Source organism: Frigidibacter albus (assembly GCF_009908165.1).
Lineage (GTDB): Bacteria > Pseudomonadota > Alphaproteobacteria > Rhodobacterales > Rhodobacteraceae > Frigidibacter > Frigidibacter albus.
Window position 1 is genome coordinate 356566 of sequence record NZ_JAAAUC010000004.1, and the last position, 26575, is coordinate 383140.

At 66.2% G+C, this 26575-nt stretch carries 25 protein-coding genes and 1 pseudogene; 17 read left to right on the forward strand and 9 right to left on the reverse strand.

All coding sequences use genetic code 11. From position 1 onward, the window contains the following. Positions 1–6: 6 nt before the first annotated feature. From GVY41_RS08665 to GVY41_RS08695, 7 genes and pseudogenes are all read left to right on the forward strand, one after another. Entirely contained in the window at positions 7–612 is a 606-nt protein-coding gene (locus tag GVY41_RS08665) for a (d)CMP kinase (RefSeq protein WP_161344916.1), read from the forward strand. Between the two features lie 38 nt (positions 613–650). Further along, entirely contained in the window at positions 651–1220 is a 570-nt protein-coding gene (locus GVY41_RS08670; RefSeq protein ID WP_161344914.1) for a hypothetical protein, read from the forward strand. A 184-nt stretch (positions 1221–1404) separates the two neighbouring features. Then, on the forward strand, positions 1405–2037 hold the full coding sequence (locus GVY41_RS08675) for an NAD(P)H-dependent oxidoreductase (RefSeq protein WP_161344912.1): 633 nt from the start codon (positions 1405–1407) through the stop codon (positions 2035–2037). 221 nt (positions 2038–2258) lie between these two features. Continuing rightward, positions 2259–3941, forward strand: coding sequence for a 30S ribosomal protein S1 (gene rpsA / locus GVY41_RS08680; protein WP_161344910.1), 1683 nt, complete (start codon positions 2259–2261; stop codon positions 3939–3941). Between the two features lie 273 nt (positions 3942–4214). Then, positions 4215–4502, forward strand: a pseudogene (ihfB, locus tag GVY41_RS08685) (integration host factor subunit beta); the annotation flags it as partial. A gap of 7 nt (positions 4503–4509) precedes the next feature. Beyond that, a complete protein-coding gene (locus tag GVY41_RS08690; RefSeq protein ID WP_170301151.1) occupies positions 4510–4872 on the forward strand; it encodes a LapA family protein in 363 nt (120 codons plus the stop codon). 9 nt (positions 4873–4881) lie between these two features. Further along, complete coding sequence (locus GVY41_RS08695) at positions 4882–5517, forward strand: phosphoribosylanthranilate isomerase (protein ID WP_161344905.1); 636 nt, start codon at positions 4882–4884, stop codon at positions 5515–5517. Positions 5518–5596: 79 nt separating this feature from the next. On the opposite strand, the gene GVY41_RS08700 is transcribed toward GVY41_RS08695, so the two are convergent. Continuing rightward, positions 5597–6364, reverse strand: coding sequence for a DUF4394 domain-containing protein (locus tag GVY41_RS08700; RefSeq protein WP_161344903.1), 768 nt, complete (start codon positions 6362–6364; stop codon positions 5597–5599). 210 nt (positions 6365–6574) lie between these two features. On the opposite strand from GVY41_RS08700, the gene trpB reads away from it, so the two are divergent. The 4 genes from trpB to GVY41_RS08720 all read left to right on the forward strand — a co-directional run bounded on the left by trpB (position 6575) and on the right by GVY41_RS08720 (position 9730). Continuing rightward, positions 6575–7807, forward strand: coding sequence for a tryptophan synthase subunit beta (gene trpB / locus GVY41_RS08705; protein ID WP_161344901.1), 1233 nt, complete (start codon positions 6575–6577; stop codon positions 7805–7807). Positions 7808–7995: 188 nt separating this feature from the next. Continuing rightward, complete coding sequence (locus tag GVY41_RS08710; RefSeq protein WP_161344899.1) at positions 7996–8484, forward strand: PepSY domain-containing protein; 489 nt, start codon at positions 7996–7998, stop codon at positions 8482–8484. 179 nt (positions 8485–8663) lie between these two features. Beyond that, entirely contained in the window at positions 8664–9107 is a 444-nt protein-coding gene (locus GVY41_RS08715) for a hypothetical protein (RefSeq protein WP_161656882.1), read from the forward strand. A gap of 41 nt (positions 9108–9148) precedes the next feature. Next, positions 9149–9730: a helix-turn-helix transcriptional regulator gene (locus GVY41_RS08720; protein ID WP_161344897.1), complete on the forward strand. Its 582-nt coding sequence runs from the start codon at positions 9149–9151 to the stop codon at positions 9728–9730. Between the two features lie 175 nt (positions 9731–9905). Here the strand turns inward: GVY41_RS08720 and GVY41_RS08725 are convergent, their stop codons facing one another. Continuing rightward, complete coding sequence (locus GVY41_RS08725) at positions 9906–10820, reverse strand: LysR family transcriptional regulator (RefSeq protein ID WP_161344895.1); 915 nt, start codon at positions 10818–10820, stop codon at positions 9906–9908. Between the two features lie 151 nt (positions 10821–10971). Here GVY41_RS08725 and GVY41_RS08730 point away from each other — a divergent pair, with 151 nt between their 5' ends. Genes GVY41_RS08730 through GVY41_RS08755 form a run of 6 tightly spaced genes read left to right on the forward strand, consistent with a single transcriptional unit; the run spans position 10972 to position 18334 of the window. Then, complete coding sequence (locus GVY41_RS08730) at positions 10972–11940, forward strand: ABC transporter permease (RefSeq protein ID WP_161344893.1); 969 nt, start codon at positions 10972–10974, stop codon at positions 11938–11940. After that, positions 11937–12830, forward strand: a complete 894-nt coding sequence (locus GVY41_RS08735; RefSeq protein ID WP_202456086.1) for an ABC transporter permease — start codon at positions 11937–11939, stop codon at positions 12828–12830. The genes GVY41_RS08730 and GVY41_RS08735 overlap by 4 nt, the downstream gene beginning before the upstream one ends. After that, a complete protein-coding gene (locus GVY41_RS08740) occupies positions 12827–13810 on the forward strand; it encodes an ABC transporter ATP-binding protein (protein ID WP_161344891.1) in 984 nt (327 codons plus the stop codon). Before GVY41_RS08735 ends, GVY41_RS08740 begins: the two co-directional genes overlap by 4 nt. After that, complete coding sequence (locus GVY41_RS08745; protein ID WP_161344889.1) at positions 13807–14859, forward strand: ABC transporter ATP-binding protein; 1053 nt, start codon at positions 13807–13809, stop codon at positions 14857–14859. Before GVY41_RS08740 ends, GVY41_RS08745 begins: the two co-directional genes overlap by 4 nt. A gap of 17 nt (positions 14860–14876) precedes the next feature. After that, positions 14877–16448: an ABC transporter substrate-binding protein gene (locus tag GVY41_RS08750; RefSeq protein WP_161344887.1), complete on the forward strand. Its 1572-nt coding sequence runs from the start codon at positions 14877–14879 to the stop codon at positions 16446–16448. After that, positions 16445–18334, forward strand: coding sequence for a CocE/NonD family hydrolase (locus GVY41_RS08755; RefSeq protein WP_202456085.1), 1890 nt, complete (start codon positions 16445–16447; stop codon positions 18332–18334). The genes GVY41_RS08750 and GVY41_RS08755 overlap by 4 nt, the downstream gene beginning before the upstream one ends. 12 nt (positions 18335–18346) lie before the next feature. Here GVY41_RS08755 and GVY41_RS08760 read toward each other — a convergent pair whose 3' ends face one another. The 7 genes from GVY41_RS08760 to GVY41_RS08790 form a co-directional block, all read right to left on the reverse strand. Further along, positions 18347–18658 carry a cupin domain-containing protein gene (locus GVY41_RS08760; protein ID WP_161344885.1) on the reverse strand — a complete coding sequence of 104 codons (312 nt, stop codon included), beginning with the start codon at positions 18656–18658 and terminating at the stop codon, positions 18347–18349. A gap of 21 nt (positions 18659–18679) precedes the next feature. After that, positions 18680–19423 carry an SDR family NAD(P)-dependent oxidoreductase gene (locus GVY41_RS08765; RefSeq protein WP_161344883.1) on the reverse strand — a complete coding sequence of 248 codons (744 nt, stop codon included), beginning with the start codon at positions 19421–19423 and terminating at the stop codon, positions 18680–18682. Further along, positions 19420–21783, reverse strand: coding sequence for a DUF4962 domain-containing protein (locus GVY41_RS08770; RefSeq protein ID WP_161344881.1), 2364 nt, complete (start codon positions 21781–21783; stop codon positions 19420–19422). The genes GVY41_RS08765 and GVY41_RS08770 overlap by 4 nt, the downstream gene beginning before the upstream one ends. Before the next feature lie 62 nt (positions 21784–21845). Next, positions 21846–23390, reverse strand: a complete 1545-nt coding sequence (locus GVY41_RS08775; RefSeq protein ID WP_161344879.1) for a type 2 periplasmic-binding domain-containing protein — start codon at positions 23388–23390, stop codon at positions 21846–21848. Between the two features lie 26 nt (positions 23391–23416). Further along, complete coding sequence (locus GVY41_RS08780; protein WP_161344877.1) at positions 23417–24298, reverse strand: carbohydrate ABC transporter permease; 882 nt, start codon at positions 24296–24298, stop codon at positions 23417–23419. Between the two features lie 13 nt (positions 24299–24311). Beyond that, positions 24312–25307 (reverse strand): ABC transporter permease, encoded by a 996-nt coding sequence (locus GVY41_RS08785; RefSeq protein WP_161344875.1) that lies wholly within the window; start codon positions 25305–25307, stop codon positions 24312–24314. Further along, positions 25304–26407 (reverse strand): ABC transporter ATP-binding protein, encoded by a 1104-nt coding sequence (locus GVY41_RS08790; protein ID WP_161344873.1) that lies wholly within the window; start codon positions 26405–26407, stop codon positions 25304–25306. The genes GVY41_RS08785 and GVY41_RS08790 overlap by 4 nt, the downstream gene beginning before the upstream one ends. Positions 26408–26575: the final 168 nt, after the last annotated feature.

Sequence of the window (26575 nt, forward strand, 5' to 3'; positions counted from 1 at the left end):
GACCGCATGATCTTTACCGTTGCCATCGACGGTCCGGCCGCGGCCGGCAAGGGCACCATCGGCCGCGCGGTGGCGGAGCGGTTCGGGTTCGCGCATCTGGATACCGGCCTTCTGTACCGTGCCGTCGGCGCCAAGGTCGCCGAGGGGGCGGACCCCGTCGCCGCCTGCGCGCTGACGCCCGGGGATCTGGCCCGCGGCGATCTGCGCAGTGCCGAGGCCGGGCAGGCTGCGAGCCGGGTTGCCGCAGTTCCCGAGGTGCGGGCGGCGCTGCTGGACTTTCAGCGGCGCTTTGCCCGGCGCGAGGGCGGGGCGGTACTGGACGGGCGCGACATCGGCACCGTGATCTGCCCCGAGGCGGAGGTGAAGCTGTATGTGACCGCCAGCGCCGAGGTTCGGGCCGGGCGGCGCTGGCAGGAACTGGGCGGCGAGGCGGCGCCCCTGCCCTATGCCACCGTGCTGGCCGAGGTGGTGGAGCGCGATGCCCGCGACATGGGCCGCGCCGATGCGCCGCTGCGGCCTGCCGTGGATGCGCTGATCCTCGACACCTCGGCGCTGAGCATTGACGAGGCGGTGGCGCGCGCCGTGGCGGCGGTGCGAGCGAGGCGGGGCTGAGGCTTGGCCTTTTGCCGCTTCGGCCCCATCTTTGCGGGATGCTGAAACGCCCTCCCTTCCTTGCCGCGCTGCTGCTGGCGGCACTCCCCGCCAACGCGGGCAGCGACCATGGGCTGCTGTGGAACCGCACTGGCCTGCCCGCGGTGTTTCCGTTGCAGGTGCAGACCCTTGACGGCGAGGATCGCTCGCTGCTGCTGACCGATGCCGCCACCGGCGAGGCGGCGCTGGCCGCGTTCATCGAGGGCGGGCGGTTCTTCCGGGTGCTGGTGCCGCCGGGCAGCTACCGGGTCAGCCTCGCGCCCGGTGACATCTGGGCGGAGGACGGCGAGCCGCAGAACGGCACCGTGGAACTGGCCGCCCCGCTGACCTTCGGGATCACCGGCGCCGGGCGCAAGGCGGGCTACCGGATCGACCTGCGCGAGGCGGGCGAGGCGCAGGTGACCAGCCAGGGCATCTGCCAGACGCTGCGGCTGGACCCGGGCAGCCTTGGCCAGCCCTGGGGCCGGATAGACTCCACCCCACCGGGCGGGCGGGCCGAAGAATTCCTGCGCGGCGACGAGCGGTTTCCGGCGCCGGAGTATGTGGTGATCTCGCGTCCCTGCGACTGACCCTGCAGGCATCGGCCGGACGGTGCTACGGGGTCGCTGATCGGCTTCCCGCACGGTCGGGAGAGCGGGCGGACCTGCGTGTCTGCACAGGGCCTGTGCGGGCCGGCGAGGTTTCTTTCCTTCCGCAGGGGTTCCGCATCCCCATCTTTGCAGTGCCGCGCCGCGGCATGTGAAAGGAACACCGATGCTGACCGAAAAGCTGAACTGGCGCTATGCCACCAAGAAGATGGACCCGGCCCGCGCCGTGCCGCAGGACAAGGTGGACCGTATTCTGGAAGCGGTGCAGCTGGCGCCCACGTCCAGCGGGCTGCAGCCCTTCGAAGTGATCGTCGTCACCAATCCCGAGGTGAAGGCGCTGCTGCGGGCCGTGGCCTTCGATCAGGCGCAGATCACCGATGGCAGCCATGTGCTGATCTTCGCGGCCTGGGACAATTACACCGCCGAGCGGATCGACGCCGTGGTGACCGAGACCGCCCGCCAGCGCGGCGAAGCGACGGGGGTGATGACCGGCTATTACGACCGGCTGAAGGCGATGTATCTGCCCCGCAGCGCTGAAGAAAACTACCAGCACGCCGCCCGTCAGGCCTATATCGCCTTCGGCATGGCGCTGACCGCGGCGGCCTTCGAGGCGGTGGACGCGACGCCGATGGAGGGCTTCGACCCCGATCAGGTCGACGAGATCCTGGGCCTGCGCGCCCGCGGCCTGCGCTCGGTCACGCTGCTGCCGCTTGGCTACCGCGCGGAGGAGGGCGACTGGCTGCTGGGGCAGAAGAAGGTTCGCAAGCCGATGCAGGACATGGTCACCGAGATCGCCTGACCGCGGCATCGGCCTGAAAATCAAGGCGCGGCCTGGGCGACGGGCCGCGCTTTCGCTTGCGTGCAAGGGCGCTTGCGGCTATAGGCGCGCCATCCAGTAGACGGAAGTCGCGCAGCGCCGGGGAACCGGGGCCGCCGCGGCCTTTCATCATTTTGGGCAACCAAAGACCGGCGGAGCCAACCGCAAGGCCAGAAAAACGCTTACAAAGGAAACTGACACGCATGTGCGCCAAAGCGACTATGGAAGAATTTGAAGCCCTTCTTCAGGAGAGCTTCGAGATCGATACCCCCGACGAGGGATCGGTCGTCAAAGGCAAGGTCATCGCCATCGAGGCGGGCCAGGCCATCATCGATGTCGGCTACAAGATGGAAGGCCGCATCGATCTGAAAGAATTCGCGAACCCGGGCGAAAACCCGGACATCGCCGTGGGTGACATCGTCGAGGTCTATCTGGACCGCGTCGAGAACGCCCGTGGCGAGGCCGTCATCAGCCGTGAGAAAGCCCGCCGCGAAGAGGCCTGGGACCGGCTGGAGAAAGCCTACGAGAAGGAAGAGCGCGTCGAGGGCGCCATCTTCGGCCGCGTCAAGGGCGGCTTCACGGTCGACCTGGGCGGCGCTGTTGCGTTCCTGCCGGGGTCGCAGGTCGACGTGCGCCCCGTGCGCGATGCCGGCCCGCTGATGGGCCTGAAGCAGCCGTTCCAGATCCTGAAAATGGACCGTCGCCGTGGCAACATCGTTGTCTCGCGTCGTGCGATCCTTGAAGAATCGCGGGCCGAGCAGCGCGCCGAAGTCATCGGCAAGCTGGCCGAAGGCGAAGTCGTTGACGGCGTGGTCAAGAACATCACCGAATACGGTGCGTTCGTGGACCTCGGCGGCGTCGATGGCCTGCTGCACGTGACCGACATGGCCTGGCGCCGCGTCAACCACCCGAACGAGATCCTGAACATCGGCGAGACCGTCAAGGTCCAGGTGATCAAGATCAACAAGGAAACCCACCGCATCAGCCTTGGCATGAAGCAGCTGCAGGCCGATCCGTGGGATGCCGTCGAGAAGGCCTATCCGATCACTTCGGTCCACAAGGGCCGCGTGACCAACATCACCGACTACGGCGCGTTCGTCGAGCTGGAGGCCGGTGTCGAAGGTCTGGTCCACGTTTCGGAAATGTCCTGGACCAAGAAGAACGTCCATCCCGGCAAGATCGTCTCCACCTCGCAGGAAGTGGATGTCATGGTGCTGGAAATCGACACCGCCAAGCGCCGCGTTTCGCTGGGTCTCAAGCAGACCATGCGCAACCCGTGGGAAGTGTTTGCCGAAACCCACCCGGTCGGCACCGTCATCGAAGGCGAAGTCAAGAACATCACCGAATTCGGTCTGTTCGTCGGCCTCGACAACGACATCGACGGCATGGTCCACCTCTCGGACCTCAGCTGGGACCAGCGCGGCGAAGATGCCATTGCGAACTATCGCAAGGGCGACATGGTGAAAGCCGCCGTGACCGAAGTCGACGTGGACAAGGAGCGCATCTCGCTCTCGGTCAAGGCGCTCGACGCCGACACGTTCTCGGATGCGGTTGACGGCGTGAAGCGCGGCTCGATCATCACCGTCACCGTGACGGCGATCGAGGAAGGCGGCATCGAGGTTGAGTACAACCAGATGAAGTCGTTCATCCGCCGCTCGGATCTGTCGCGGGATCGGGCTGAACAGCGCCCGGAACGCTTCCAGATCGGGGACCATGTCGATGCGCGCGTGACCAACGTCGATTCGAAGACCCGTCGTCTGGGCCTGTCGATCAAGGCGCGTGAGATCGCGGAAGAGAAAGAAGCCGTCGAGCAGTATGGCTCGTCGGACTCGGGCGCCTCGCTGGGGGATATCCTCGGTGCGGCTCTCAAGGGCGGCGACAAGTAAGCTCGGCACCCTCGCGCAAGCGAACATCGCGGCCCCACCCTTCCCGGGTGGGGCCGTTTTGCATTGCGGGGGCGGCGAATCGGCCCGCTTGCGGCCCGCACCCGGCGACGGCGCCGCGCCGCAGCATCGCAGGGGCACCGGGCCGCTATGGGCGACTCCCCGCGGATCACGGCAAAACCCGCGCTATTCCAATGGCTTTCCTGTTTGTGCCGGCCCTGTTTGCGCCTATAGTCGCGCAATACGGCGGGGGCTGCCGATGCCTGCAAGGGGACTCACATGATCCGGTCCGAACTGATCCAGATGATTGCCGAAGAGAATCCGCACCTGTTCCAGCGGGATGTAGAGCGGATCGTGAACACGATCTTTGAAGAGATCACCGAAGCGATGGCGCGGGGCGACCGGGTCGAGCTGCGCGGCTTTGGCGCATTCTCGGTCAAGGGGCGCGATGCGCGCACCGGACGGAACCCGCGCACCGGCGAGGCCGTTTCGGTCGAGGAAAAGCATGTGCCGTTCTTCAAGACCGGCAAGGCGCTGCGAGACCGGCTGAACGGCGAAGGATGACCCTGCGATGATACGTGTGCTGCGACTGGCCCTTCTGGGACTGCTGGCCCTTGTGCTGCTGACGGTGGCGCTGGCCAACCGTGCCCCGGTGACGCTGCGGCTACTGCCCGAGGATGCGGGGACGTTCCTTGGCCTTGACTGGGCGATCCAGCTGCCGCTGTTCCTGGTGATCTTTGCGGGTGTTCTGGCCGGTCTGCTCATCGGCTTCGTCTGGGAATGGGCGCGCGAGGCCAAGCATCGCAGCGCCGCCAGCCAGCACCGGCGCGAGGCCGCGCAGCTGAAATCCGAGGTGAACCGGCTGCAGGGCAGCAATGGCCAGCCCAAGGACGAGGTTCTGGCGCTGCTTGAGGGCGGCGCCCGCAGCCGCTAAACCCCGCGCATGCATACCCGCGTGAAAATCTGCGGCCTGACCGAGGCCGCCCATGTCGACGCCGCCGCGATGGCGGGTGCGACCTATATGGGTTTCGTGTTCTTCCCCCGCTCCCCTCGCAACCTGACGCTGCCCCAAGCCGCCGCGCTGGCGCTGCAGGTGCCGATGGGCATCGCCAAGGTGGCGCTGGTGGTGGATGCCGAGGACGCCGCGCTCGATGCCATCGTGCAGGCGGTGCCCTTGGACATGCTGCAGCTTCATGGCCATGAGAGCCCCGCCCGCGTCGCCGAGATCCGCGCCCGCTATGGCCTGCCGGTGATGAAGGCTTTGGGGATCGCCGAGGAGGCGGACCTTGCGGCGATTGCCGGTTATGCGCAGGTGGCCGACCAGATCCTGATCGACGCCAAGCCCCCCAAGGGCGCCGCCCTGCCCGGCGGCAATGGCCTTGCCTTCGACTGGCGGCTGATTGCGGGGCGCGAGTGGGAGCGGCCGTGGATGCTGGCGGGCGGGCTTACCCCGGCGAACGTCGCCGAGGCGATCCGGCTGACCGGCGCGCGGCAGGTCGATGTGTCTTCGGGCGTGGAATCGGCGCCCGGCGTCAAGGACCCCGCCGCCATTGCCGCCTTCATTGCCGCGGCCGGATAGAAAAGGGCGCGAGGATTTCCCCCTCGCGCCCGCACTCGTCACCAGACTGATTACAACTGCACTCGTTACGACTTGCCGCTTACATCGCCGGAAGGATGGCGATGTCGCGGATCTCGCCCGAGGCGCCGGTCAGCTCCCAGCTTTCGATGACGGCGCCGGTTTCCAGATCGACGGTGTGGATCCCGCCCATCGCGGCCAGCCAGGCGGTGTTCGCGCCCTCGGCGGTGGTGGCGATGTCAAAGCCCACCGGGCCTTCCAGCGCCGGCCCCAGCTTGCCGACAGCGGCCAGCGTGCCATCGTTCGGCGCGGTCTGCTTGATCAGCGCCGAAAGGGTCGCGTCGATGTCATACATGCCGGTCGCCTCGGGCGTGCCATAGCTGTTGATATAGGCGGCGGCCACGATGTTCGGTGCCTCGCCCGCATGCATGTCGCCCGCCTCGAAGGCCAGCGCGCCATCGACGGTCACTTCGCCGGTATCGACGTTGACGCGGTGATTGGTGGTGCCGGTCATGAAGCGCAGACGGTCGGCCATCGGGTTGAAGTCGACGATGACAGGGCCATCGGTCGACGGCAGCATGGTGTCCATGGTCGACAGTTCCGTGGTCTCGCCCGTCGCCGGGTCGATCACGACGATCACGTGGTCGGCGGTCACGCCGACAAGGGTGTTGTTCGACGGGCGCAGGTCGATGCCCAGAAGGCTGTCCACGCCCTGAACCTCGACTTCGCCGGTGACGGTCGCGGTGGAGGTGTCGATCATCAGAAGCGTCTTGTCCCCCGAAAGGCCAACAGCGGTATCCGCAAAGGCCGGGGCGGTGGTCAGCAGCAGGGCTGCGATAAGGCGGGTCATGTGTCTCTCCATTTTTCAAGTCGATGGCGCTGCGGAGGTCCGCAGGGCCTGTCGGTCGATGGTGAAGGTACGGACGCAGTTGCAGGGAAGTTGCGGGGGCCCGGATAACGAGGGCGTGATCAACGGTCTGTGGGCTGGCGGGGCCATTGTGCCGCTTTACCCCAAGGGGCCGGGGCGCTAGATCAGCAAGTGCGCAACGGAGGACGACAGATGCCCGACGACCTGATCAACAGCTTCATGAACGGCCCCGATGAAAACGGCCGCTTCGGCATCTTCGGCGGGCGCTTCGTGTCGGAAACGCTGATGCCGCTGATCCTGCAGCTGGAGGCGGAGTATGAGCGGGCCAAGACCGATGAGACGTTCTGGGCGCAGATGGACGATCTGTGGAAGAACTATGTCGGCCGTCCCTCGCCTTTGTATTTCGCGGAACGGCTGACCGAAGAGCTTGGCGGCGCCAAGATCTACATGAAGCGGGATGAGCTCAACCACACCGGCGCGCACAAGATCAACAACGTGCTGGGGCAGATCCTGCTGGCGATGCGGATGGGCAAGAGCCGGATCATCGCCGAAACCGGCGCCGGCCAGCACGGCGTGGCGACGGCGACGGTCTGCGCGCGCTTTGGCCTCAAATGCGTGGTCTACATGGGCGCGCATGATGTCGAACGGCAGGCGCCCAACGTGTTCCGGATGCGGCTGCTGGGGGCGGAGGTGATCCCCGTCACCTCGGGCCGCGGCACGCTGAAGGACGCGATGAACGACGCGCTGCGCGACTGGGTCACCAATGTGCGCGACACCTTCTATTGCATCGGCACCGTGGCCGGCCCGCACCCCTACCCGGCGATGGTGCGTGATTTCCAGTCGATCATCGGCAAGGAAACCCGCTGGCAGCTGGAAGAGCATGAGGGCAAGGGCCGCCTGCCCGACACGATCATCGCGGCCATCGGCGGCGGGTCGAACGCGATGGGGCTGTTCTTCCCGTTCCTCGATGACGCCTCTGTCCGCATCATCGGGGTCGAGGCCGGCGGCAAGGGCGTCGATGACCGGATGGAGCATTGTGCCTCGCTGACCGGCGGGCGCCCGGGCGTGCTGCATGGCAACCGCACCTATCTGCTGCAGGACGAGGATGGCCAGATCCTCGAGGGCTATTCCATCTCGGCCGGGCTCGACTATCCCGGCATCGGGCCGGAGCACGCCTGGCTGCACGAGATCGGCCGCGCCGAATATGTCAGCATCACGGACGCCGAGGCGCTGGCCGCGTTCCAGACCTGTTGCCGGCTGGAAGGCATCATCCCGGCGCTGGAGCCAAGCCATGCGCTGGCCCATGTCATCAAGATCGCGCCGACGCTGCCCGCCGACCATATCATCGTGATGAACATGTGCGGGCGCGGCGACAAGGACATCTTCACCGTGGCCAAGCACCTTGGCTTTGACATGAAGATCTGACGGCCAGTCACCTCGGCGCGTTATTGGCGCTTCGTGAGCGGCAGACGGCATAAACCCAAGGCATATCGGGCTGGGTCCGGGGATATAGAACCCCGGACCTAAACCCCGGGGCAATTGTTGGCGCCGTTCGAATGGCCCTGTCTGGGGGAAGACCACATCCGGTCTTCCCGAAGCACAGGAGCATTCCAATGAGCCGACTTCTTGTCACCGCCTCGGCGCTGGTGCTGATGGCGGGCGCCGCACAGGCGCAGACCGCCCCGATCTCGCCCGTCGCCGGTATCGTCGCCGACCTCAAGGATCAGGGCTACACCCGCATCGAGGTCAAGCCCGGCCGCGGCGTCACCGAGATCGAGGCGATCCGCGGCACCGAAAAACTGGAACTGGACGTGGCGAGCCGCACCGGCCACGTGATCAAGACCGAGATCGACACCGTCCGCCCCGGCGAGAACACCACCCCCGGCGTCTATCTGGACCGCGGCGGCCGCGGCCGCGATGACAGCCCCTCGCGCAATCGCTCCAGCGATGACGACTCGCGGGACGGCTATGACGACTCGGACGGGCGGGACGATGACGACGACCGTGACGACGACGACGATCGCGATGATGATCGTGACGACGACCGCGACGATGATCGCGACGATGATCGCGACGATGATCGCGCCGGCGATGACGACTGAGGGACGGGTGGAGTTCTGCCTGCTCTCGCCGCCAACCGAACCGATGCCCCGCGCAAGGCGTTGCGCGGGGCGACCCCGGCTTGGGCGGCGGCGCTTGCCGCCTTGCCCCCGTTCTGGGAATACTCGATGAACCACCCCCGCAAGCTGGCACCCCGCCCGCTGACCCCATGGACACCGCAGTGAACCGCCGCATCCTCCTGAGCGCCCTTCTGGCCATGGCCCTGTCGCCGACGGCGGCGCTTTCGCAGACGCTGGCGGAGCGCATCGCGCGGGAGCTGCGGTCGGAGGGATTCCCGGAGGTCTCGACCACGCGGACCCTGCTCGGCCGCGCCCGTATCTATGCAAGCGGCCCCGCCGGCACCCGCGAGATCATCCTCGACCCCCGCACCGGCGAGATCCTGCGCGATCTGTGGATCTCGCCAAGCGGGGCGCCGACCAACCCGTTCACGGCCGGTGGTGATGACGGTGGCAAGGGGGGATCGCCGGGCGGCCGCGCACCCGGCGGATCGTCGGGGGATGACGACGATGATGATGACGATGATGACGACGACGACGATCGTGACGACGACCGGGACGATGATCGCGACGACGATGACGACGATAGCGACGGCGACGATGACTGAGGCGCGGCCATGACAGCCCTCGAAGCCATGGGCCCCGCGCGATGAAAAGCCTCGTCGCGGTCCTTTTCATTCTGGCGGTACAGGCGGCCTGCGCCGTCTTCTTCGTGTCCGACATCCTGCTGTCAGTGCTGGGGATCTATGTCGCGCCGATCAGCTGGCAGAACCGAGAGCTGCTGGAGATCGGGGCGGCGCTCGGGCTGATGCTGGGGCTGGCGCTTGGGGGGCTGACGCTGGCGCGCAGCATCCGCGGGCGCCGGGTCGCCGAGGAAAAGCTGCGCCGCGCCTCGGGCGCGTTCATGGAATTGCTGGACGAGCGCTTCACCGGCTGGGGGCTGACCCCGGCGGAACGCGACGTGGCGCTGTTCGCGGTCAAGGGAATGTCCACCGCCGAGATTGCCGCACTGCGCCAGACCTCGGAAGGCACGGTGAAAGCGCAGACCAACGCGATCTATCGCAAGGCAGGCGTCACCGGCCGCCCGCAGCTCTTGTCGCTGTTCATCGAAGATCTGATCGACGGCGAGTTGCCCACCCGCACCGAGGCCTTGCCGCCCCCCGCCGCCCCCGTGGCGATTGCGCCGCCTGCGCCGGTCTTGCAAGCCGACCAGCCGCCCGGCGCGCCCTGACCCGCCGCGTGCCCTTGCAGCCCCCAGCTGGCCGCGCATGATGGCACGCTGGCGGCCGCGGGCTTTGCCGAGACGTTCCCGCACCGCCCGCATGGTTTGTGGCACTTCGCCGGTGCCCTCGGCCAGCCTGCAGTCGGGGGCCACGCTGGAGCTCGCAGGCCCGCTGCCGCGGCTCTTAGCCGGGCTTCGGTCCCTCTGACAGCAGGCTGCGAAACCGGGCAATGCTGGTCTCCATGAACTGCCGGGCAATCTCGGTCGGCGGAACGCCATCGGTCACGGCAAAGGCGAAGCGGTGCAGAAGCCGCTCTTTCAGCGGGCGGATCTCGATGGGCAGGTGGGCGAAGTCCCGGGCCATCAGCTCGTTGACCAGCGTCACGCCGAGGCCGCGGGCCGCCAGCGCACAGGCAGATTGCACCGAATGCGCCTCGACCCGCACCAGCGGGCGCAGGCCAACCTCCCAGAACGCCTCGTCGATATCGCGCCGCGGCAGCCGCATCCGCCCCAGCAGGATCAGCGGGATGGAGTGAAGATCGCCGATGGACACCACCTTGCGCGCGGCCAGCGGGTGGCCCCGCGGCATCACGCAAACGGTCGGCACCTCGATCACCGGGGTGGTGCCAAGGCCGGTGCGCTGCGTGGGCATCCGCAGAAATCCGACCTCGGCGCGCTCGTCGAGGATCATCCGCTCGATCGTGTCATAGGCGCCGGTATGCAGCTCGACCTGCACCCTTTCAGTCTGCTCCAGAAACTCCGCCAGGATCGTCGGCACGATCGACATGGTCAGGCTGGCGGGAAAGGCGACGCGCAGCATCTCGGTCGCATAGTTGCCGGCCTTCAGCTCGCCCGCGCGCTGCGTCAACCGCGCGCCGTGGTCGACAAGCCCGGCGATCTGGCCCTGCAGCAGCCGGTTTTCGCGGGTGGCGATCAGCCGGCCCCGGTCGCGCACGAACAGCGGCAGGCCAAGCTCTTCCTCCAGCTGCGCGATGCGGCGGCTGACCGCGGATTGCGACAGGCCAAGCGCCTCGGCCGCGGCCTGAGTCGTGCCCTTTTCCACTACGGCGCGGAAGGTCTCTAGCAGGCTGAAATGCATCTATGCGAATCCGTCATAGGTCAAGCGGCGTCCCTCATAGTCTTGCATAGCCGCGAATCGTTCTGCAATGTCGTTGCGTAACGGGAAGGTAAACAAGCAAAATGGCATCCACTCGGGCGGTGGCGCGGTCGCGTCAACGGGCGGTCGCGGTATGACCGTCTTCATATTCCGGCGACTGATCCAGGCCGTGATCGTGCTGCTGGTCACGTCCGTGATCGTCTTCCTCGGCGTCTATGCCATCGGCGATCCGCTGGAGATCTTGCTGCCCGGCGATGCCACGGCGGCGGAACGGGCGCAGGTCGCGGCCTCGCTGAACCTCGATGCGCCTTTGCCTTTGCAATACGTGACCTTCCTCACCTCGGCGCTGACCGGGGATTTTGGCAATTCCTTCGTCTTCAACCGCCCTGCCCTGACGGTGATCTTCGAGCGGTTGCCGGCAACGCTGGAGCTGACGATCACCGCGCTGGTGCTGTCGCTGGTGATCGGCCTGCCGCTGGGGCTGTGGGCGGGGACGCGGCCCGGCACGCTGGTCGATGAAAGCGTGATGACCGGCTCCATCCTTGGGTTTTCGCTGCCGAACTTCTGGCAGGGCATGATGCTGGTGATGATCTTCTCGGTCTGGCTGGGCTGGCTGCCCTCTACCGGGCGCGGCGAGACCGGCACCATCCTTGGCATCCGCACCAGCTTTGCCACATGGGACGGGATCACCCACCTGATCCTGCCGGCAACCAACCTGGCGCTGGCGCAGATCGCGCTGGTGATCCGGCTGACGCGCACCGGCGTGCAGGAAACCATGCCGCTGGATTTCGTGAAATTCGCCCGCGCCCGCGGGCTGAGTGAGCGGCGGATCCTGTTCGTGCATGTGTTCAAGACGATCCTGATCCCCATCGTCACGGTGATCGGGGTGGAGTTCGGATCGCTGATCGCCTTTGCCGTGGTGACGGAAACCATCTTTGCCTGGCCCGGCGTCGGCAAGCTGATCATCGACTCGATCAACGCGCTCGACCGGCCGGTGGTGGTCGCCTACATCCTCGTCATCGTGGCGATGTTCATCGTCATCAACTTCCTTGTGGACGTGCTCTACTCGCTGCTCGACCCGCGGATCCGGGGGCGGGCATGATGGGGGCGCTTCTGTCCGGCGAGACGATGTTCGCCCGCATCCTGCGCGGCATCCTTGCCAGCCCCAAGGCCACCGCCGCCGCGCTGGTCTGCCTAACCTTGGTAGCCGCCGCGCTGCTGGCCCCGCTGATCGCGCCGCAAGATCCCTATGACCTTGGCGCCATCGACTTCTTCGACAGCCGCCTGCCGCCGGGCAGCGACAGCCTGTCGGGCATGACCTACTGGCTGGGCACCGACACGCAGGGCCGCGACATGTTCTCGGCCATGCTCTACGGGCTGCGCACCAGCCTTGCCGTGGGCCTGACCTCGGGCCTGCTCGCGCTGGTGGTCGGCACGACGCTTGGCCTGATCGCGGCCTATATGGGCGGGCGCATGGATGCCTTCATCATGCGCTTCGTGGACCTGATGCTGGGCTTTCCGACCATCCTTGTGGCGCTGATGATCCTCGTGGTCTTCGGTCAGGGCACGTGGAAGGTGATCCTGGCGCTGGTCTTCGTGCAATGGGCCTATTTCGCGCGGGCCGTACGCGGCGCGGCGCTGGTGGAAACCGGCAAGGACTATGTCGAGGCGGCGCGCTGCCTTGGCCTGTCCTCCACCCGCATCCTTGCGGCGCATATCCTGCCCAACTGCCTGCCGCCGCTGATCGTGATCGGCACGATCCAGGTGGCGAACGCCATCGCCGCCGAGGCGACGTTGTCCTTCCTCGGGATCGGGCTGCCGATCACCGAACCCTCGCTCGGCCTGCTGATCGCCAATGGCTATCAGGTGCTGCTGGCGGGGCTGTACTGGATGAGCGTCTATCCGGGGCTGTTGCTGCTTGCCATCGTCTTCTCGGTCAACATCGTTGGCGACCGGCTGCGCGAAGTGCTGAACCCGAGGCTGGAAACATGACCGCACCGCTGCTGAAGGTCGAAGGGCTGAAAACCTGGTTCGATACACCAAGGGGTATGGTCAAGTCGGTGGACGGGGTGGATCTGGAGCTGCGCCGGGGCGAGATCCTGGGCCTGGTGGGCGAAAGCGGGTCGGGCAAGTCCGTCACCGGGTTTTCGCTGATCGGGCTGGTGGACGCACCCGGCCGCGTGGTCGAGGGGCGGATCGAGTTCAACGGCGAGGATCTGCGCACCGCCTCGCCCGCGCGGCTGCGCAGCTTGCGCGGTGACCGCATCGCCATGATCTTTCAGGATCCGATGATGACGCTGAACCCGGTGCTGCGCATCGGCACCCAGATGATCGAGACGGTGCGCGCCCACCGCAATGTCAGCCGCGCCGAGGCACGGGCCAAGGCGGTCGAGGCGCTTGGCAAGGTCGGCATTCCGCGCCCGGCAGAACGGATCGACGCCTATCCGCACGAGTTTTCGGGCGGGATGCGGCAGCGTGTGGCCATCGCCATCGCCCTGCTGCACGAGCCCGACCTGATCATTGCGGATGAACCCACGACCGCGCTGGACGTGACCATCCAGAGCCAGATCCTGGCCGAGGTGCAGAAACTGGCGGCCGAGATGGGCCTCGGCCTGATCTGGATCAGCCATGACTTGGGCGTGGTCGCCGCGCTCGCACAGCGGGTGGCAGTGATGTATGCGGGCCGGATCGTCGAGCGTGGCACCATCGACGAGGTGCTGGACACCCCGCGCCACCCCTATACCGCCGGCCTGATCGGCTCGACCCCGATGGCGAATGTGCGTGGGCAGCCGCTGCGGCAGATCCCCGGAACTGCACCGCCGCCGCTTGGCCGGCCCGAGGGCTGCCCCTTCCGCCCCCGCTGCGCCTTTGCCACCGACATCTGCCGGACCGAACCGCAGGAGACGCTGGCCGGCGGGCATGGCTGGCGCTGTTTCCATCCGCTGCAAGACGCCGCCGAGGTGCGCGCATGACCGACATGATCCAGACGCCCCCCGCCGCCCGCGCCGTCGCCGTGACCAAGCGCTTCCAGCGCAAGACCGACTTTGCCGACCGGCTGGCGATCCGCCTCGGGCTCGCCGCGCCGCCGCCGGCCGTCCACGCGCTCGACGCGGTGGACCTCGAGGTGCGCAAGGGCGAGGTGGTGGGGCTGGTGGGCGAATCCGGCTGCGGCAAGTCTACCCTTGGCCGGGTCATCGCGGGGATGCTGCCGCCCACCTCGGGCCATGTGGAGCATGACGGCAAGGACATCGCCCAGCTTCGCGGCAAGGCGGCGCGGGACATGCGGCTGGCCACGCAGATCATCTTTCAGGATCCGATGTCCTCGCTGAACCCCCGCAAGCGGGTGCGCGAGATCATCGGCGAGGCGCCGCGCGTCCATGGGCTGGTGCCCCGCGGCGGCACGCGCAAGCTGGTCGAGGATCTGCTGGCCCGCGTCGGCCTTGATCCGGCGATGGCGGATCGCTACCCGCACCAGTTTTCGGGCGGGCAGCGGCAGCGCATCGGCATTGCGCGCGCCCTGGCCGTGAACCCCGATTTCCTGATCTGCGACGAGAGCATCGCCGCGCTGGACGTGTCGATCCAGGCGCAGGTCATCAACCTCTTCATGCAGCTGCGCGCCGAACTGGGCCTGACGCTGCTGTTCATCAGCCATGACCTGTCGGTTGTGCGCCACATTTCGGACCGCGTGGTGATCATGTATCTGGGCCGGGTGGTGGAAGAGGCCTCGACCGACGCGATCTTCGACACACCCCGCCACCCCTATACCGAGGCGCTGCTGCACGAGATCCCGCGGCTGGACCGGCGGGCGCGCAGCTTCTCGCCGGTGAAGGGCGAGATCCCCTCGCCGGTGAACCCGCCTTCGGGCTGCCATTTCCACCCACGCTGCCCCTTTGCGATGGAGATTTGCGCAACCACGCGCCCGCCGCTGCTGGACGTCGCCGCCGGGCACCGCGCCGCCTGCCACCTGAATGGCGGGCAAGGGCGGCTGCCACTTGAAACCCAGACCCAGACACAACAATGACAACAGGGAGACTACCGATGACCACCATGAAATCCGCCGCCCTCGCGGCGCTGCTGTGCGGAACGGCCCTGCCGTCGCTGGCGCAGGACCTGACCATCGGCCGGTCGAGCGAGCAATCCTCGATCGACCCGCAATTCTCGCGGACCGGCAACAACCAGATGACCTCGACGATGATCTTCGGGCGTCTGGTGGAGTTCGACGCGAACCTGCAGGTCAGCCCCGGCCTTGCCGAAAGCTGGCAGAATATCGACGCGATCACCTGGGAGATCAAGCTGCGCGAGGGCGTGACCTTCCACGACGGCAACCCCTTCACCGCCGATGACGTGATCTTCTCGCTGGAGCGGGCGGATGAGGTGCCGAACTCGCCCGCGCCCTATACCGATCAGGTGTCCGCGGTCGCGGGCATGGAAAAGGTCGATGACCTGACCATCCGCATCACCACCAAAGATCCCGCGCCGACGCTGATGGAAGACATCGGGCGGGTCTTCATCATCTCGAAAGCCGCCTCCGAAGGCCGGAGCAGCGAGGATTTCATGACCGCCGAAGTGGCTGTCGGCACCGGGCCCTACAAGTTCGTGTCCTGGACCCCGGGCGAGGCGCTGGACCTTGAGGCCTATGACGGCTTCTACGGCGACGCGCCCGAGTTCAAGGATGTCGAGGTGCGCTTCATCTCGAACGATGCCGCGCGGGTGGCGGCCCTGCTGTCGGGCGCGGTGGACGTGATCGACGCGGTGCCGCCGACCGACGTGGCCACGATCGAGAACAGCGAAGGCTTCAACATCTATTCGGCGCAGTCGGGCCGCATCATCTATCTGGGCCTGTCGATGCGCGGCGATACCGCCCCCGGCGTGACAGACATCAACGGCGAGCCGCTGTCCGAGAACCCCTTCAAGGACCCCCGCGTGCGCAAGGCCGTATCGCTGATGATCGACCGGCAACTGATCGTGGACCGCATCCTTGGCGGATCGGGCGTTCCCGCCGGGCAACTGGTGCCCGAGGTGCTGGGGGGCCATGCCGCCGACGTGACCCCCGACCAGCCCGATCCGGAACAGGCCCGCGCGCTGCTGGCCGAGGCGGGCTATCCCGAAGGCTTCGGCATCACCATCTCTTCCTCCAACGACCGCTTCCCAGGCGATGCCGATCTGGCGCAGGCGCTTGGCCAGATGCTGACCCGCGGCGGGCTGAAGGTGACCGGCGTGCAGGTCTTCCCTTACAACGTCTATTCCAAGGCGGCGACGGCAGGCGATTACGGCGCGTTCGTGTTCTCGCTCGGGTCCTCCACCCCGACCTCTGGCCCCAGCCTGCAGGCGCTGCTGCACAGCTATGACAAGGATGCCGGCGTCGGCGCCTTCAACCGCGTCCGCTTCTCGAACCCCGAGTTCGACGCGGCCGTGAACGCGGCGAACCAGGAGTTCGATGAGGCCACGCGGATCACCATGCTCGAAGGCGCAACGCGGCTTGTCTTCGCCGAAACACCGGTCGTGCCGCTGTACTGGCAGGTAATCCACTGGGGCCTGCGCGACGGGCTGGAAATCTCGGCGGGCCTTTCCGAAGACACGCTGCCCCAGAACGTGCGGAGCGTGGAATGAACTTGCAGGTCGCCCTCTCGCCCGCGGAGCCGGTGGAAGACGGCATCGTCGTCCATCGTGATGTGATGATCCCGATGCGCGACGGTGTGCATCTTGCCACCGACATCTACCGCCCGGCAAAGGGCGGCCGCCCCCTCGACGCACCGCTTCCGGTGATCTTCGAACGCACGCCCTATGACAAGTCGGGCACGCCGCGGACAGAATTGTCCGTGGCGCGCCCCACCTCCTACAGCCGGCCCGAGCTTGCACGGCTGCTGGTGCGCGAAGGCTATATCGTCATCTGGCAGGACTGCCGGGGCCGCTATGGATCCGAGGGCGCATTCACCAAATATGTGAACGAGGCCGAGGACGGCTATGATTCCATGGTCTGGATCGACGCGCAGCCGTGGAGCAATTCGCGCATCGGCACCATGGGCCTCAGCTATGACGCCCATGTGCAGATGGCGCTGGCCTGCCTCAACCCGCCGGGCCTTGCCTGCATGGCGGTGGATTCGGGCGGCTTTTCCAACGCCTTCACCTGCGGCATCCGCCAGGGCGGCGCGCTGGAGATGAAGCAGGCCACCTGGGCCTATAACCGCGCGATGGAAAGCCCGGCTTCCGTGGCCGACCCCGCGATCCTGCGCGCCATCGAGGCCGAGGATCTGCACGGCTGGATGGCGCGCACGCCCTGGACCAAGGGCCGCTCGCCGGTGAAATGGGATCCGGACTACGAGGCCTATCTGCTGGACCAGTGGCAGCACGGCACCTTCGATGCGTTCTGGAAGAAGACGGGCCTGTGGGCGGCGGGCTATTACGACACCTTCCCCAAGGTGCCGATCATCTTCATGTCGAGCTGGTATGACGCCTATGTGCAGACCACGCTGGAGAATTTCACCGGCCTGAAGGGCGATGCGGCCCGGCCGCTGACGCTGATCATGGGCCCCTGGACCCACGGCAACCGGTCCGAACGGGTGTTTGGCGATGTAGATTTCGGGGCGGAGGCGACCTTCGATGGGCAGGTGGACAGCGACTGGCTGGCCTATCGGCTGAAGTTCTTCGCGCGCTGGCTGAAGGATGAACCGGCGCCGGTGCTGGACGGACGGGTGCATCTGTTCGTGATGGGCGGCGGAACCGGGCGCAAGACGGCCGAGGGCCACCTGGACCACGGCGGGCGCTGGATCGAGACCACCGACTGGCCAGTGCCCGAGGCGGTGCCGCTGACCCTGCATCTGCGCGCCGACATGAGCCTTGGCGAGGACGCGGGCGCGGATGCGGTGCTGTCCTACGACTATGACCCGCGCAGCCCGGTGCCGACCATCGGCGGATCGCTGACCTCGGGCGAGCCGATCTTCGCGGGCGGCGGCTTCGATCAGGTGGAGGCGGAGGGGCTCTTCGGCTGCACCGCGCCGGGGATGCCGCTGACGGCACGGCCCGATGTACTGAGCTTCGAGACCGCGCCGCTTGTGGAAGACATGGTCATCGCAGGCCCGGTGACGGCGCGGCTGCGGGTGTCGACCGATGCGCCCGACACCGATTTCACCGCCAAGCTGGTCGATGTCTATCCGCCCTCGGCCGACTATCCGCGCGGCTATGCGCTGAACATCACCGACGGCATCTTCCGGGTGCGCTACCGCAACGGGTTCGACGCGCCGGAACCGGTCGGGGCCGATGAAGGCGCGTTCGACATCACCATCACGCCCTTTGCCACTGCCAATCGCTTTGCCAAGGGGCACCGGATCCGGCTGGACATCTCGTCGTCGAACTTCCCAAAATACGACATCAACCCCAACACGGGGGAGCCCGAGGGCACCTCGCGCCGCACCCGTGTCGCGGTGAACAGCCTTCACGTTGGCACGGGCGCGGGGAGCCATCTGCAGTTGATGCTGCTGCCGGAGGGGCGGGGCTGACGGCAGCAGTGCCTACAGGAAGTCGTCGCGGCGCGGGGTGAAGCAATCCACCAGCGTGCCCGGCGTCAGGCAAACGCAGCCATGGGTCAGGCCCGAGGGAATGACGAAGCTGTCGCCGGGGCCCACCTCGCGTTCCTCCTCGCCAAGGAAGAACCGGAACCGGCCGCTTTCGACGAAGGTCGATTGCACATGCGGATGGTTATGCAGCGCGCCCTCCGCGCCCTCGGCTGCAAAGCGGAACGCCACCACCATAAGATCCGGGTGATCGGCCAGCACCTGCCGCGTCACACCTTCGCCTGTCGTTACAACGGGATACTTGGTCATCTTCGCGTTCCTTGTCCGATGTCAGCTGAAGAACATGCCGCCATTGATATCGACATTGGCCCCGGTGATGAAGGCCGAGTCCTCGCAGGCGAGGAACAGCACGAGGTTCGCGATATCCTCGGGAGTGCCCTGCCGCTTGACGGGGGTGGCCGCCTCGACATTGCGGCGAACCTCGTCCTTGGTGTGGACGTTGTGGAAATCGGTGTCGATCATGCCGGGGCAAAGCGCATTGACGCGGATCCTGGGGCCAAGCTCCTTGGCGAGCCCGCGCGTCAGGGTCATGACCGCCCCCTTGGAGGTGGCATAGGGGATCGCCCCCGGCCCGCCGCCATCGCGCCCCGCCTGGCTGGCAAGGTTGACGATGGCCCCTGCCGACATATGCGGCAGGCATTCCTTGATCATGAGGAAGGTGCTTGTCAGGTTCAGGTCCATGACCGCGCGCCAGTGGTCCAGCGACATTTCGGTAATCTTCTTGCGCGCGATCATGCCGCCGGAGTTGTTCACGAGGATGTCGACGCCGCCGAACTCTTCTACCGTCCGGCCGACCAGCGCCGCCACATCCGCTTCGGCGCTCAGGTCGCCCTGAAGGGCGAAGGCCTTGCCGCCCTTGGCGCGGATCTCTTCGGCGGCCGCCTCGGCGCCCGCACTGCTGGAGAAGTAGTTGATGGCGACACTTGCCCCTTCCGCCGCCAGCCGCAGCGCGCAGGCGCGCCCGATGTCGCGGCCGCCGCCGGTGACGATTGCGGTTTTTCCGTTGAGTTTCATGCGTTTTCCTTTTTGGCAGGGCTGGCGGCCGGCACGCGGCCGACATCGAACGTCTTGGGGAGCACGACCTTGAAGGTCCGGTCCTCGGCATCGGTGAAGTAGAGGTTGCAGTCGTAGCCCTGGTCATCGAGGAACGAGAACACGCGGCGCGGCGCGGCCGCCGGATAGGGCACGATCAGCGTGGCGATCTGGTGGCGCACCGCCTTGGGGAAGCGGGCGGTCAGGCAGGTGCTGACCGGCAGCCCCTCGATCTCGGACGGATCGACGCCGGGGAAACCGGTTTCCTGCGACAGCTTCGGCGCGCCGGCCTCGGACCACAGGATCTGGCCGTAGAAGCCCCCCCGATCCCCCGTGTAGCGGAATGAGCTGTCGCCAAGGGCCATTGGCGCACTGGCGTGCAGCAGCCAGTCGATGGCGACGGGTTCATCCGCGTCGATGTTGTCGACGATGACGAGGTATTCTTTGTTCACCACATACACGTCGCGCAGCACCGACGTCACCGCAGGCGACAGCAGCTTGTAGGCGGCGGTCGCATCGCCGCGGATGAACACATGGTCGCCCCGCTCCTCGGCCGTCACGATCCGGCCCGCGGCGGCCATCGCCTCTGCCTTGTTGTCGCCCGAATACTGGCCCTTGCCGTCGATCAGGATGGCGTTCTTCGACCGGGTGTCGCGGCGCCAGTGCTTGTGCATGGTGCTGTTGAAGGCGACGTAATGCCCGGACTGGATCGCCAGATCCTCGCCAAAGGCCGCAAGGCAAAAGGCGTTCTGGTCGCCGTGGCTGTGGCTGACCGACCCGAAGGGCGAGGATTTCATGACGAACTGGAGATGCTCGCCCGGCTCCTGCATCCGGTGCTGGATTGCCACCCAGCCGGTGCCCTTGAACCAGCGGAAGCTGTCGCCCTCAGCCGGGCCCGCGCCCTCGATGATCGGGAAGTCGGACCGGTACAGCATCTCGTCGAAATGGAAGTCCCACCAGCCCCAGTTGTAGAAGGCCTTTTCGGTGCCCGGGTTGGTGCGGCGGATCTCGTCGTAATACCACTGATAGGCGCCGTTGCCGGTGACCCCGGCGAACTGGCGCAGGTTGTAGCCGATCTTGACCGAAGGCAGATCGCCAAGCGAACTGTCATCGCCAAAGGTCGCGCGGCGGGTGTCCGGCGCCTTGGTGTACAGCGGGAAATCCCCGGTCTTCTGGAAGAACGGCCGGCGGTAGAGGTCGAGGCCCGAGTAGCCCTTCAGCAGGTTGGCCGCGTCGATCAGATAGGCCATGCCCGTCATCCAGTAGTGCGGCCCCTCGGCCCAGCCACCGTCCTCGTCGCCCCAGGGCGAGTAGAGGGTGAACAGGAACTCTGCCGAATAGTGCAGCCACTCCTCGGCCTCGGGTTCGTCATCCAGCAGCGCGATCGCGGCGGGGATCAGCACGGCCGACACGGCGCGCACAGCGTGGCTGTCGAAGGGGAACAGGTGGATCTTGGCGTTCTTGATGATGTGGTCGGCGGTCTCGCGGGTGCGCACCAGAAGGGCCTTGCGGACCAGCGCGCGTTCGTCCTCGGTCAGTTGGTCATGCAGCCAGTCATAGCCCCAGGCCAGCGCCAGGTTCACCCGGAACGCCCATTCGTCGGTATAGACGCGCGAGGTGGTGCCGGCGGGGTTCCAGGCGGCCGCGCTCAGCAGCCACGCCTTCGCCCGCTCCAGCATCGCGGGATCGCCTGTCACCTGCCCGGCGATGGCCATGTGGCGGATCGCGTACAGGAGTTCCTGGCAGTCGATATAGGTCTGCCGCCAGACCGAGGCGATGCGCTTGTGCCCGGGGTAGCCGACAGGTTCCGCCATGATCTCGCGGTCCATCCAGGGCCGCGCCGAGGCCTCGTAGAACGTCGCCCAGGTGCAATGATCGGGATCAGCCGCGACGGCCTCCTTGAACGCCGCCAGCCGGTCCGGCGTCAGCCACAGGCGCGGGTGCGCGCGGCTGGCACCCTTGAAGCGCCGATCGCGGGCGGGCAACGGCGTTTCGGGCAGGCCGGTCGCCAGATGGAAGCTGCGCGTCTTGCTCCAGCCCGTCACCGGGGCGCCGGTTGCCGGGTCGCAGACGGCGTAGGACCAGTGATGCGTGCCGGGGTCCAGCACCGCATCGGGCGTGAAGAAGTTCAGCGGCAGGCGAGCGTAGGTGCGGGTGCTGCCGGCCGGAAACCCAGGATCGGCCGAGATCCGCAGCACATAGGTCGCCTCGTCCTCGATCACCGGCAGCCAGGAAAACCGCGGCGGGTTCTCGACGACCTCGGCGGCCTCGGCCGGTGCATAGCGGACGGTCAGGCCCCCGGTCTTGGGTTCATCGAGCGCAGGAAGGGTATTGCCGGACATCGGATCGCTTTCTCGTCAGGTTCGGTTGGAAGGGGCGCGACCAAGGCCGCGCCCCGGAAGGATCAGCCGTATTGCCGCTTGTAGGCCGAGTTCATCACGTCGATGACGTCCTGGTAGCCCATCTTGTTCAGCGTGTTGGTGTAGCTGTCCCAATCCGCCTCGACATCGCCGGTGCCCAGGATCCAGGCCTGCTGGCGTTCCAGCATGTAGGTCATGATCGACGGCCAGTGGCGGTCATAGACGGCCTGTTCTTCCTTGGTGAACGACACGCCGAGGAAGTCGGGGATCAAGAGGTCATTCGCCTCGTAAAGCTCGATCCCCGCCAGGGCCTCTTCGCTGGTCCACTGGATTTCATAGCGGTAGTCCTGCCAGTAGCCGCGCTGGATCTGCGCGCCGACCAGATACATCTGGCTGTTGACCGGCGAGTCGCTGTTCAGCACCTCGGGCTTGTAGACCGGCTCGCCGTCGACCATGTCCCAGGTCTCGCCCTCGACACCGAAATTGGCCAGCAGGCGGCCCTCCTCGGTGAACCAGAAGTCGAAATACTTGATCGTCTCGACCGGGTTCTCGTTCATGTAGCTGATCGCCCAGCCATCGGGCTTGATCGGGATGCGGCGGTGCTCTTCCATCCGCACGCCGCTGACCGAGGCAGGCGGCAGGAACGGGATGAAGTTCAGCCCCTCCACCCGGTCCTGCAGCGCCACGTTGTAGCCCGAGGTCGAGGCGAACCAGTCATGGGTCGATCCGCCAAGGTTTTCCGACAGAAGATAATCGCGCGAGCTGGCGCCGCGGGTGAAGATCTCGGGGTCGATCAGCCCCTCGGCATACCACTGGGCGATGTTCTTGATGCCCTCGCGATACTCGACCTGTGCATAGGGGTGCCGGATCTCGCCCTCATCGACGAAGAAGTCGTGATAGGTGTCCGACCCGCTGGACCGGCCGTCCCACAGGGTGACAAGGCGGATGACCTCTTCCCACTGGCGCGCGAAGAAGGGGATCTCGTCCTTCTTGCCGTTGCCGTTGGGGTCTTGCTCGCGGAACGCCTTCAGGACCGTGTAATATTCCTCCACGGTCGTCGGCTGCTCCAGCCCCAGCTTGTCCAGCCAGTCCTGCCGGACATACCAGGCGCGGCCGAACTTCCCGTCGGGCAGGTAGGGGATGTAGTAGACATTGCCATCCCAGGAGGCGATCGCCTGAAACAGCTCTGGCCGCTCGTCGAAGAACGCCTTGATGTTCGGGGCGTGCTCCTCGATCAGGTCGTTCAGCGGCACGAAGGCGCCTTCGGGCCCGTATTGGTTGACCGCATCCTTGATCCGGTTGCCGCCGACGATGTCGGGCAGGTCACCCTGCGCCAGCAGCAGGTTCATCGCCTCGTTATGGTCGGTGGAGTTCTTGCCCGCCGTCCGGTCGATGAGATGGATGTTGGTCATCTCGCGCGCCGCCCGCTCGACCGGGTAGGTCTCGTCATAGCCCTGCGAGCGCGGCCAGTGCATGTGAATCGTCAGCTCCAGCGGTTCGTCGACGATCTTGTGGGCGTCCTGCGCCCAGGCCGGCGCGGTCAGCGCCGTGGTGCCCAGAATGGCAAGGGTCAGCGTCAGATTTCGCATAGTCTCCTCCTCTTTGCGAAACACGGTCATTCCTTCACCCCGCCCAGCAAGATGCCCTTGCTGAAATACTTCTGGAGGAAGGGGTAGATGATCAGGATCGGGATGATCGAACAGACGATGATCGCGGCGCTGACCGTTTCGAACGAATAGGCAGAGCTCATCAGCGTGTTGGCGAATTCCTCGTCATCCGACAGCGCGACGATGACCTGCCGCAGGTAGACCTGCAGCGGGATCTTGTCCTTGTCCTGCAACAGGACCATCGCCCAGAAGAATCCGTTCCACCGCGCCACGATGCAGAATAGCGCAACGGTGGCGATGGCGGGTTTCGACAGCGGGATATAGACCTTCCACAGCACCTGAAATTCGTTGGCGCCGTCCATCCGGGCCGCCTCTTCAAAGCTTTGCGGGATCGCCTCGAAGAAGTTGCGCAGCAAGATGATGTTGAAGCCGTTGACCGCGAAGCCGATGATGATGCCGAAGTAACTGTCCAGCAGGCCAAGGTCGCGCATGTTCAGGAAGAACGGGATCAGGCCCGCGTTGAACCACATGGTGAAGGCCACCATCAGGTTCCAGAACCGCCGACCATAGAGCTGCGGCCGCGACAGCGCATAGGCGCCGGGGATGATGAACAGCAGGCTCATCAGCGTGCCGCCGATCGTGTAGATGAAGGTGTTGCGGTACGAGGTCCAGAACTCCGGCTCGGACAGCACCTGCTTGTAGGCCTCCAGCGTGAAACCCACGGGTGTCAGCACCACGTTCCCGGCCCGCGCTTCGAACCCGGTGCTCAGCGACAGCGAGGCGATGTAGATGAATGGATAGAGGGTGGAGATGGTGAACAGCCCGATCAGCGCCATGTTGACGATGACGAACAGCCGGTCCCCACGCGAATAGAGATTCATGTTGGCCATGGCGTTGTCCCCCTCACCACAGTGACGTGCGCGAATAGCGCTTCGAGATGGTGTTGGCGGTCATCACCAGCGCAAAGGCCACGACGGCGTTGAAGAGGCCCGCGGCGGCGGCAAGGTCGTATTGCCCGCCCTGGATGCCCTGCCGGTAGATGAAGGTGTTCACCACATCGGCGGTCTCGTAGGTCGCGGGCTGATACAGCAGGATGATCATCTCGAACGACACTTCGAGCATGTTGCCGATGCGGATGATCAGCATGATGATGATCGTCGGCAGGATCGAAGGCAGCGTGATCTTCCAGATCATCTGCCAGCGCGAGGCCCCGTCGACAACGGCGCTTTCGTACAGCGTGGGCGAAATCCCGGCGATGGCCGCAAGGTACACGATGGACTGGAAGCCCGCCTCTTGCCAGATGCCAGTGCCCACGAAGATCGGGCGGAACCATTCGGGCTTGGTCAGGAAGTAGACCGGGTCCATCCCGAACCAGCCCAGCATCGTGTTCACGATCCCCGCCGAGGGCGAGAAGGCGGTAATGACGATCCCCGCGATGATCACCGAGGAGATGAAGTGCGGCAGGTAGACGATGGTCTGCGCGGTCTTCTTGAACTTCTGATGCAGGACCTCGTTGAACATCACCGCCAGGATGATCGGCACCGGAAAGCCGAAGATCAGCCCGTAGAAGCTGATGATGACGGTGTTGCGCAGCGCCCGCAGGAACTGGTCGTTGTTGAACAGCGTGTCGAAATGCTCCAGCCCGATCCAGGCGCTGCCGGCCACGCCGCGGAACAGGCTGTAATCCTTGAACGCGATCTGCAGGCCGTACATCGGCTTGTACAGGAAGATGACCAGCCAGATGATCGTCGGCAGCAGCATCACATACAGCTGCCATTCGCGCTTCAGATGGTCGCCGATGCGCTGCACGCGGCCGGTGCGGCGATCCCGCTGCGCCTCGCGTGCCTCGATGACGATGGTTTCGGTGCGTTGGCCGGGGATGTCGGAGGTCTCGCTCATGGCGCGGTCCCCTGCCCCGCCAGCGCGTCGCCGGTCCTGGCATCGAACACCCGGATCAGATGCGGCGCGATGGTGAAAGCCGCGGCGCTGTCGAGCGCCGTTGCCCGCCCGACGGTGTTGGTGCGGATCACGAAGGGCTCGCCCGCCAGCGTGGTGTGCAGCAGCGCCTCGGACCCCAGCGTCTCGACCAGATCCAGATCCACCAGAACCGCGCCCGGTGCGTCCGCAGCGGCCAGTTCCACAAACTCGGGCCGGATGCCCAGGATGACCTCGCGCCCGGCACTGCCCTGCAGGGCGGGCAGTGGCGCAAGCGGAATGCGGGCACCCGCGACTTCGGCGACCGGGCCGGCGGTGCCCTCCACGATCCGCGCCGTCACCATGTTCATCGGCGGCGAGCCAAGGAAGCCCGCCACGAACACGTTGGCAGGGTGCAGGAACAGGTCCGTCGGCGTGCCGATCTGCTCGATCCGGCCGTTGTTCATCACCACGATCCGGTCGGCCAGCGTCATCGCCTCGACCTGATCGTGGGTGACATAGATGCTGGTCGCGCCAAGGCGCTTGTGCAGGCGCTTGATCTCGGCCCGCATCTGGGTGCGCAGCTTGGCGTCGAGGTTCGACAGCGGCTCGTCGAACAGGAACACCTTGGGCCGCCGCACGATCGCCCGGCCCATGGCGACGCGCTGGCGCTGGCCGCCCGACAGGTCCGCAGGGCGCCGCTCCAGATACTCCGTCAGGCCCAGGATGCCGCCGACCTCCTTCACCGCCGCGGCGATGTTGGCCTTGCTTTCCTTGCGGATGCGCAGGCCGAAGGCGATGTTGTCGGCGACGTTGAGGTGGGGGTAGAGCGCGTAGTTCTGGAACACCATCGCGACGTCGCGGTCCTTGGGGGCCACGCGGTTCATCCGGCGCCCGTCGATGGTCAGGTCGCCATCCGAGATCTCCTCGAGCCCGGCGATCATCCGCAGCGTGGTGGACTTGCCGCAGCCCGAGGGGCCGACCAGCACCACGAACTCTTTCTCCGCCACCTCAAGGTCGATGCCATGCACAACCTGCAACGCGCCATAGGCCTTGACGATGCCCTCCAGACGAACCCCAGCCATCACGCCTCCCGTTCTCTGCGCACCCCTGTCGCTGGCGCGCCCTCCACCCCTCCTCCGTTCGAGGCAGCCATCGGAATGCCTGCGATTCGAGCGAAGTTTAGACTGGTATACTAGTCGTGCATCTGGGATACTAGTGATAGTTTCAGGAATCGCCGGGCCGGGGAGCCG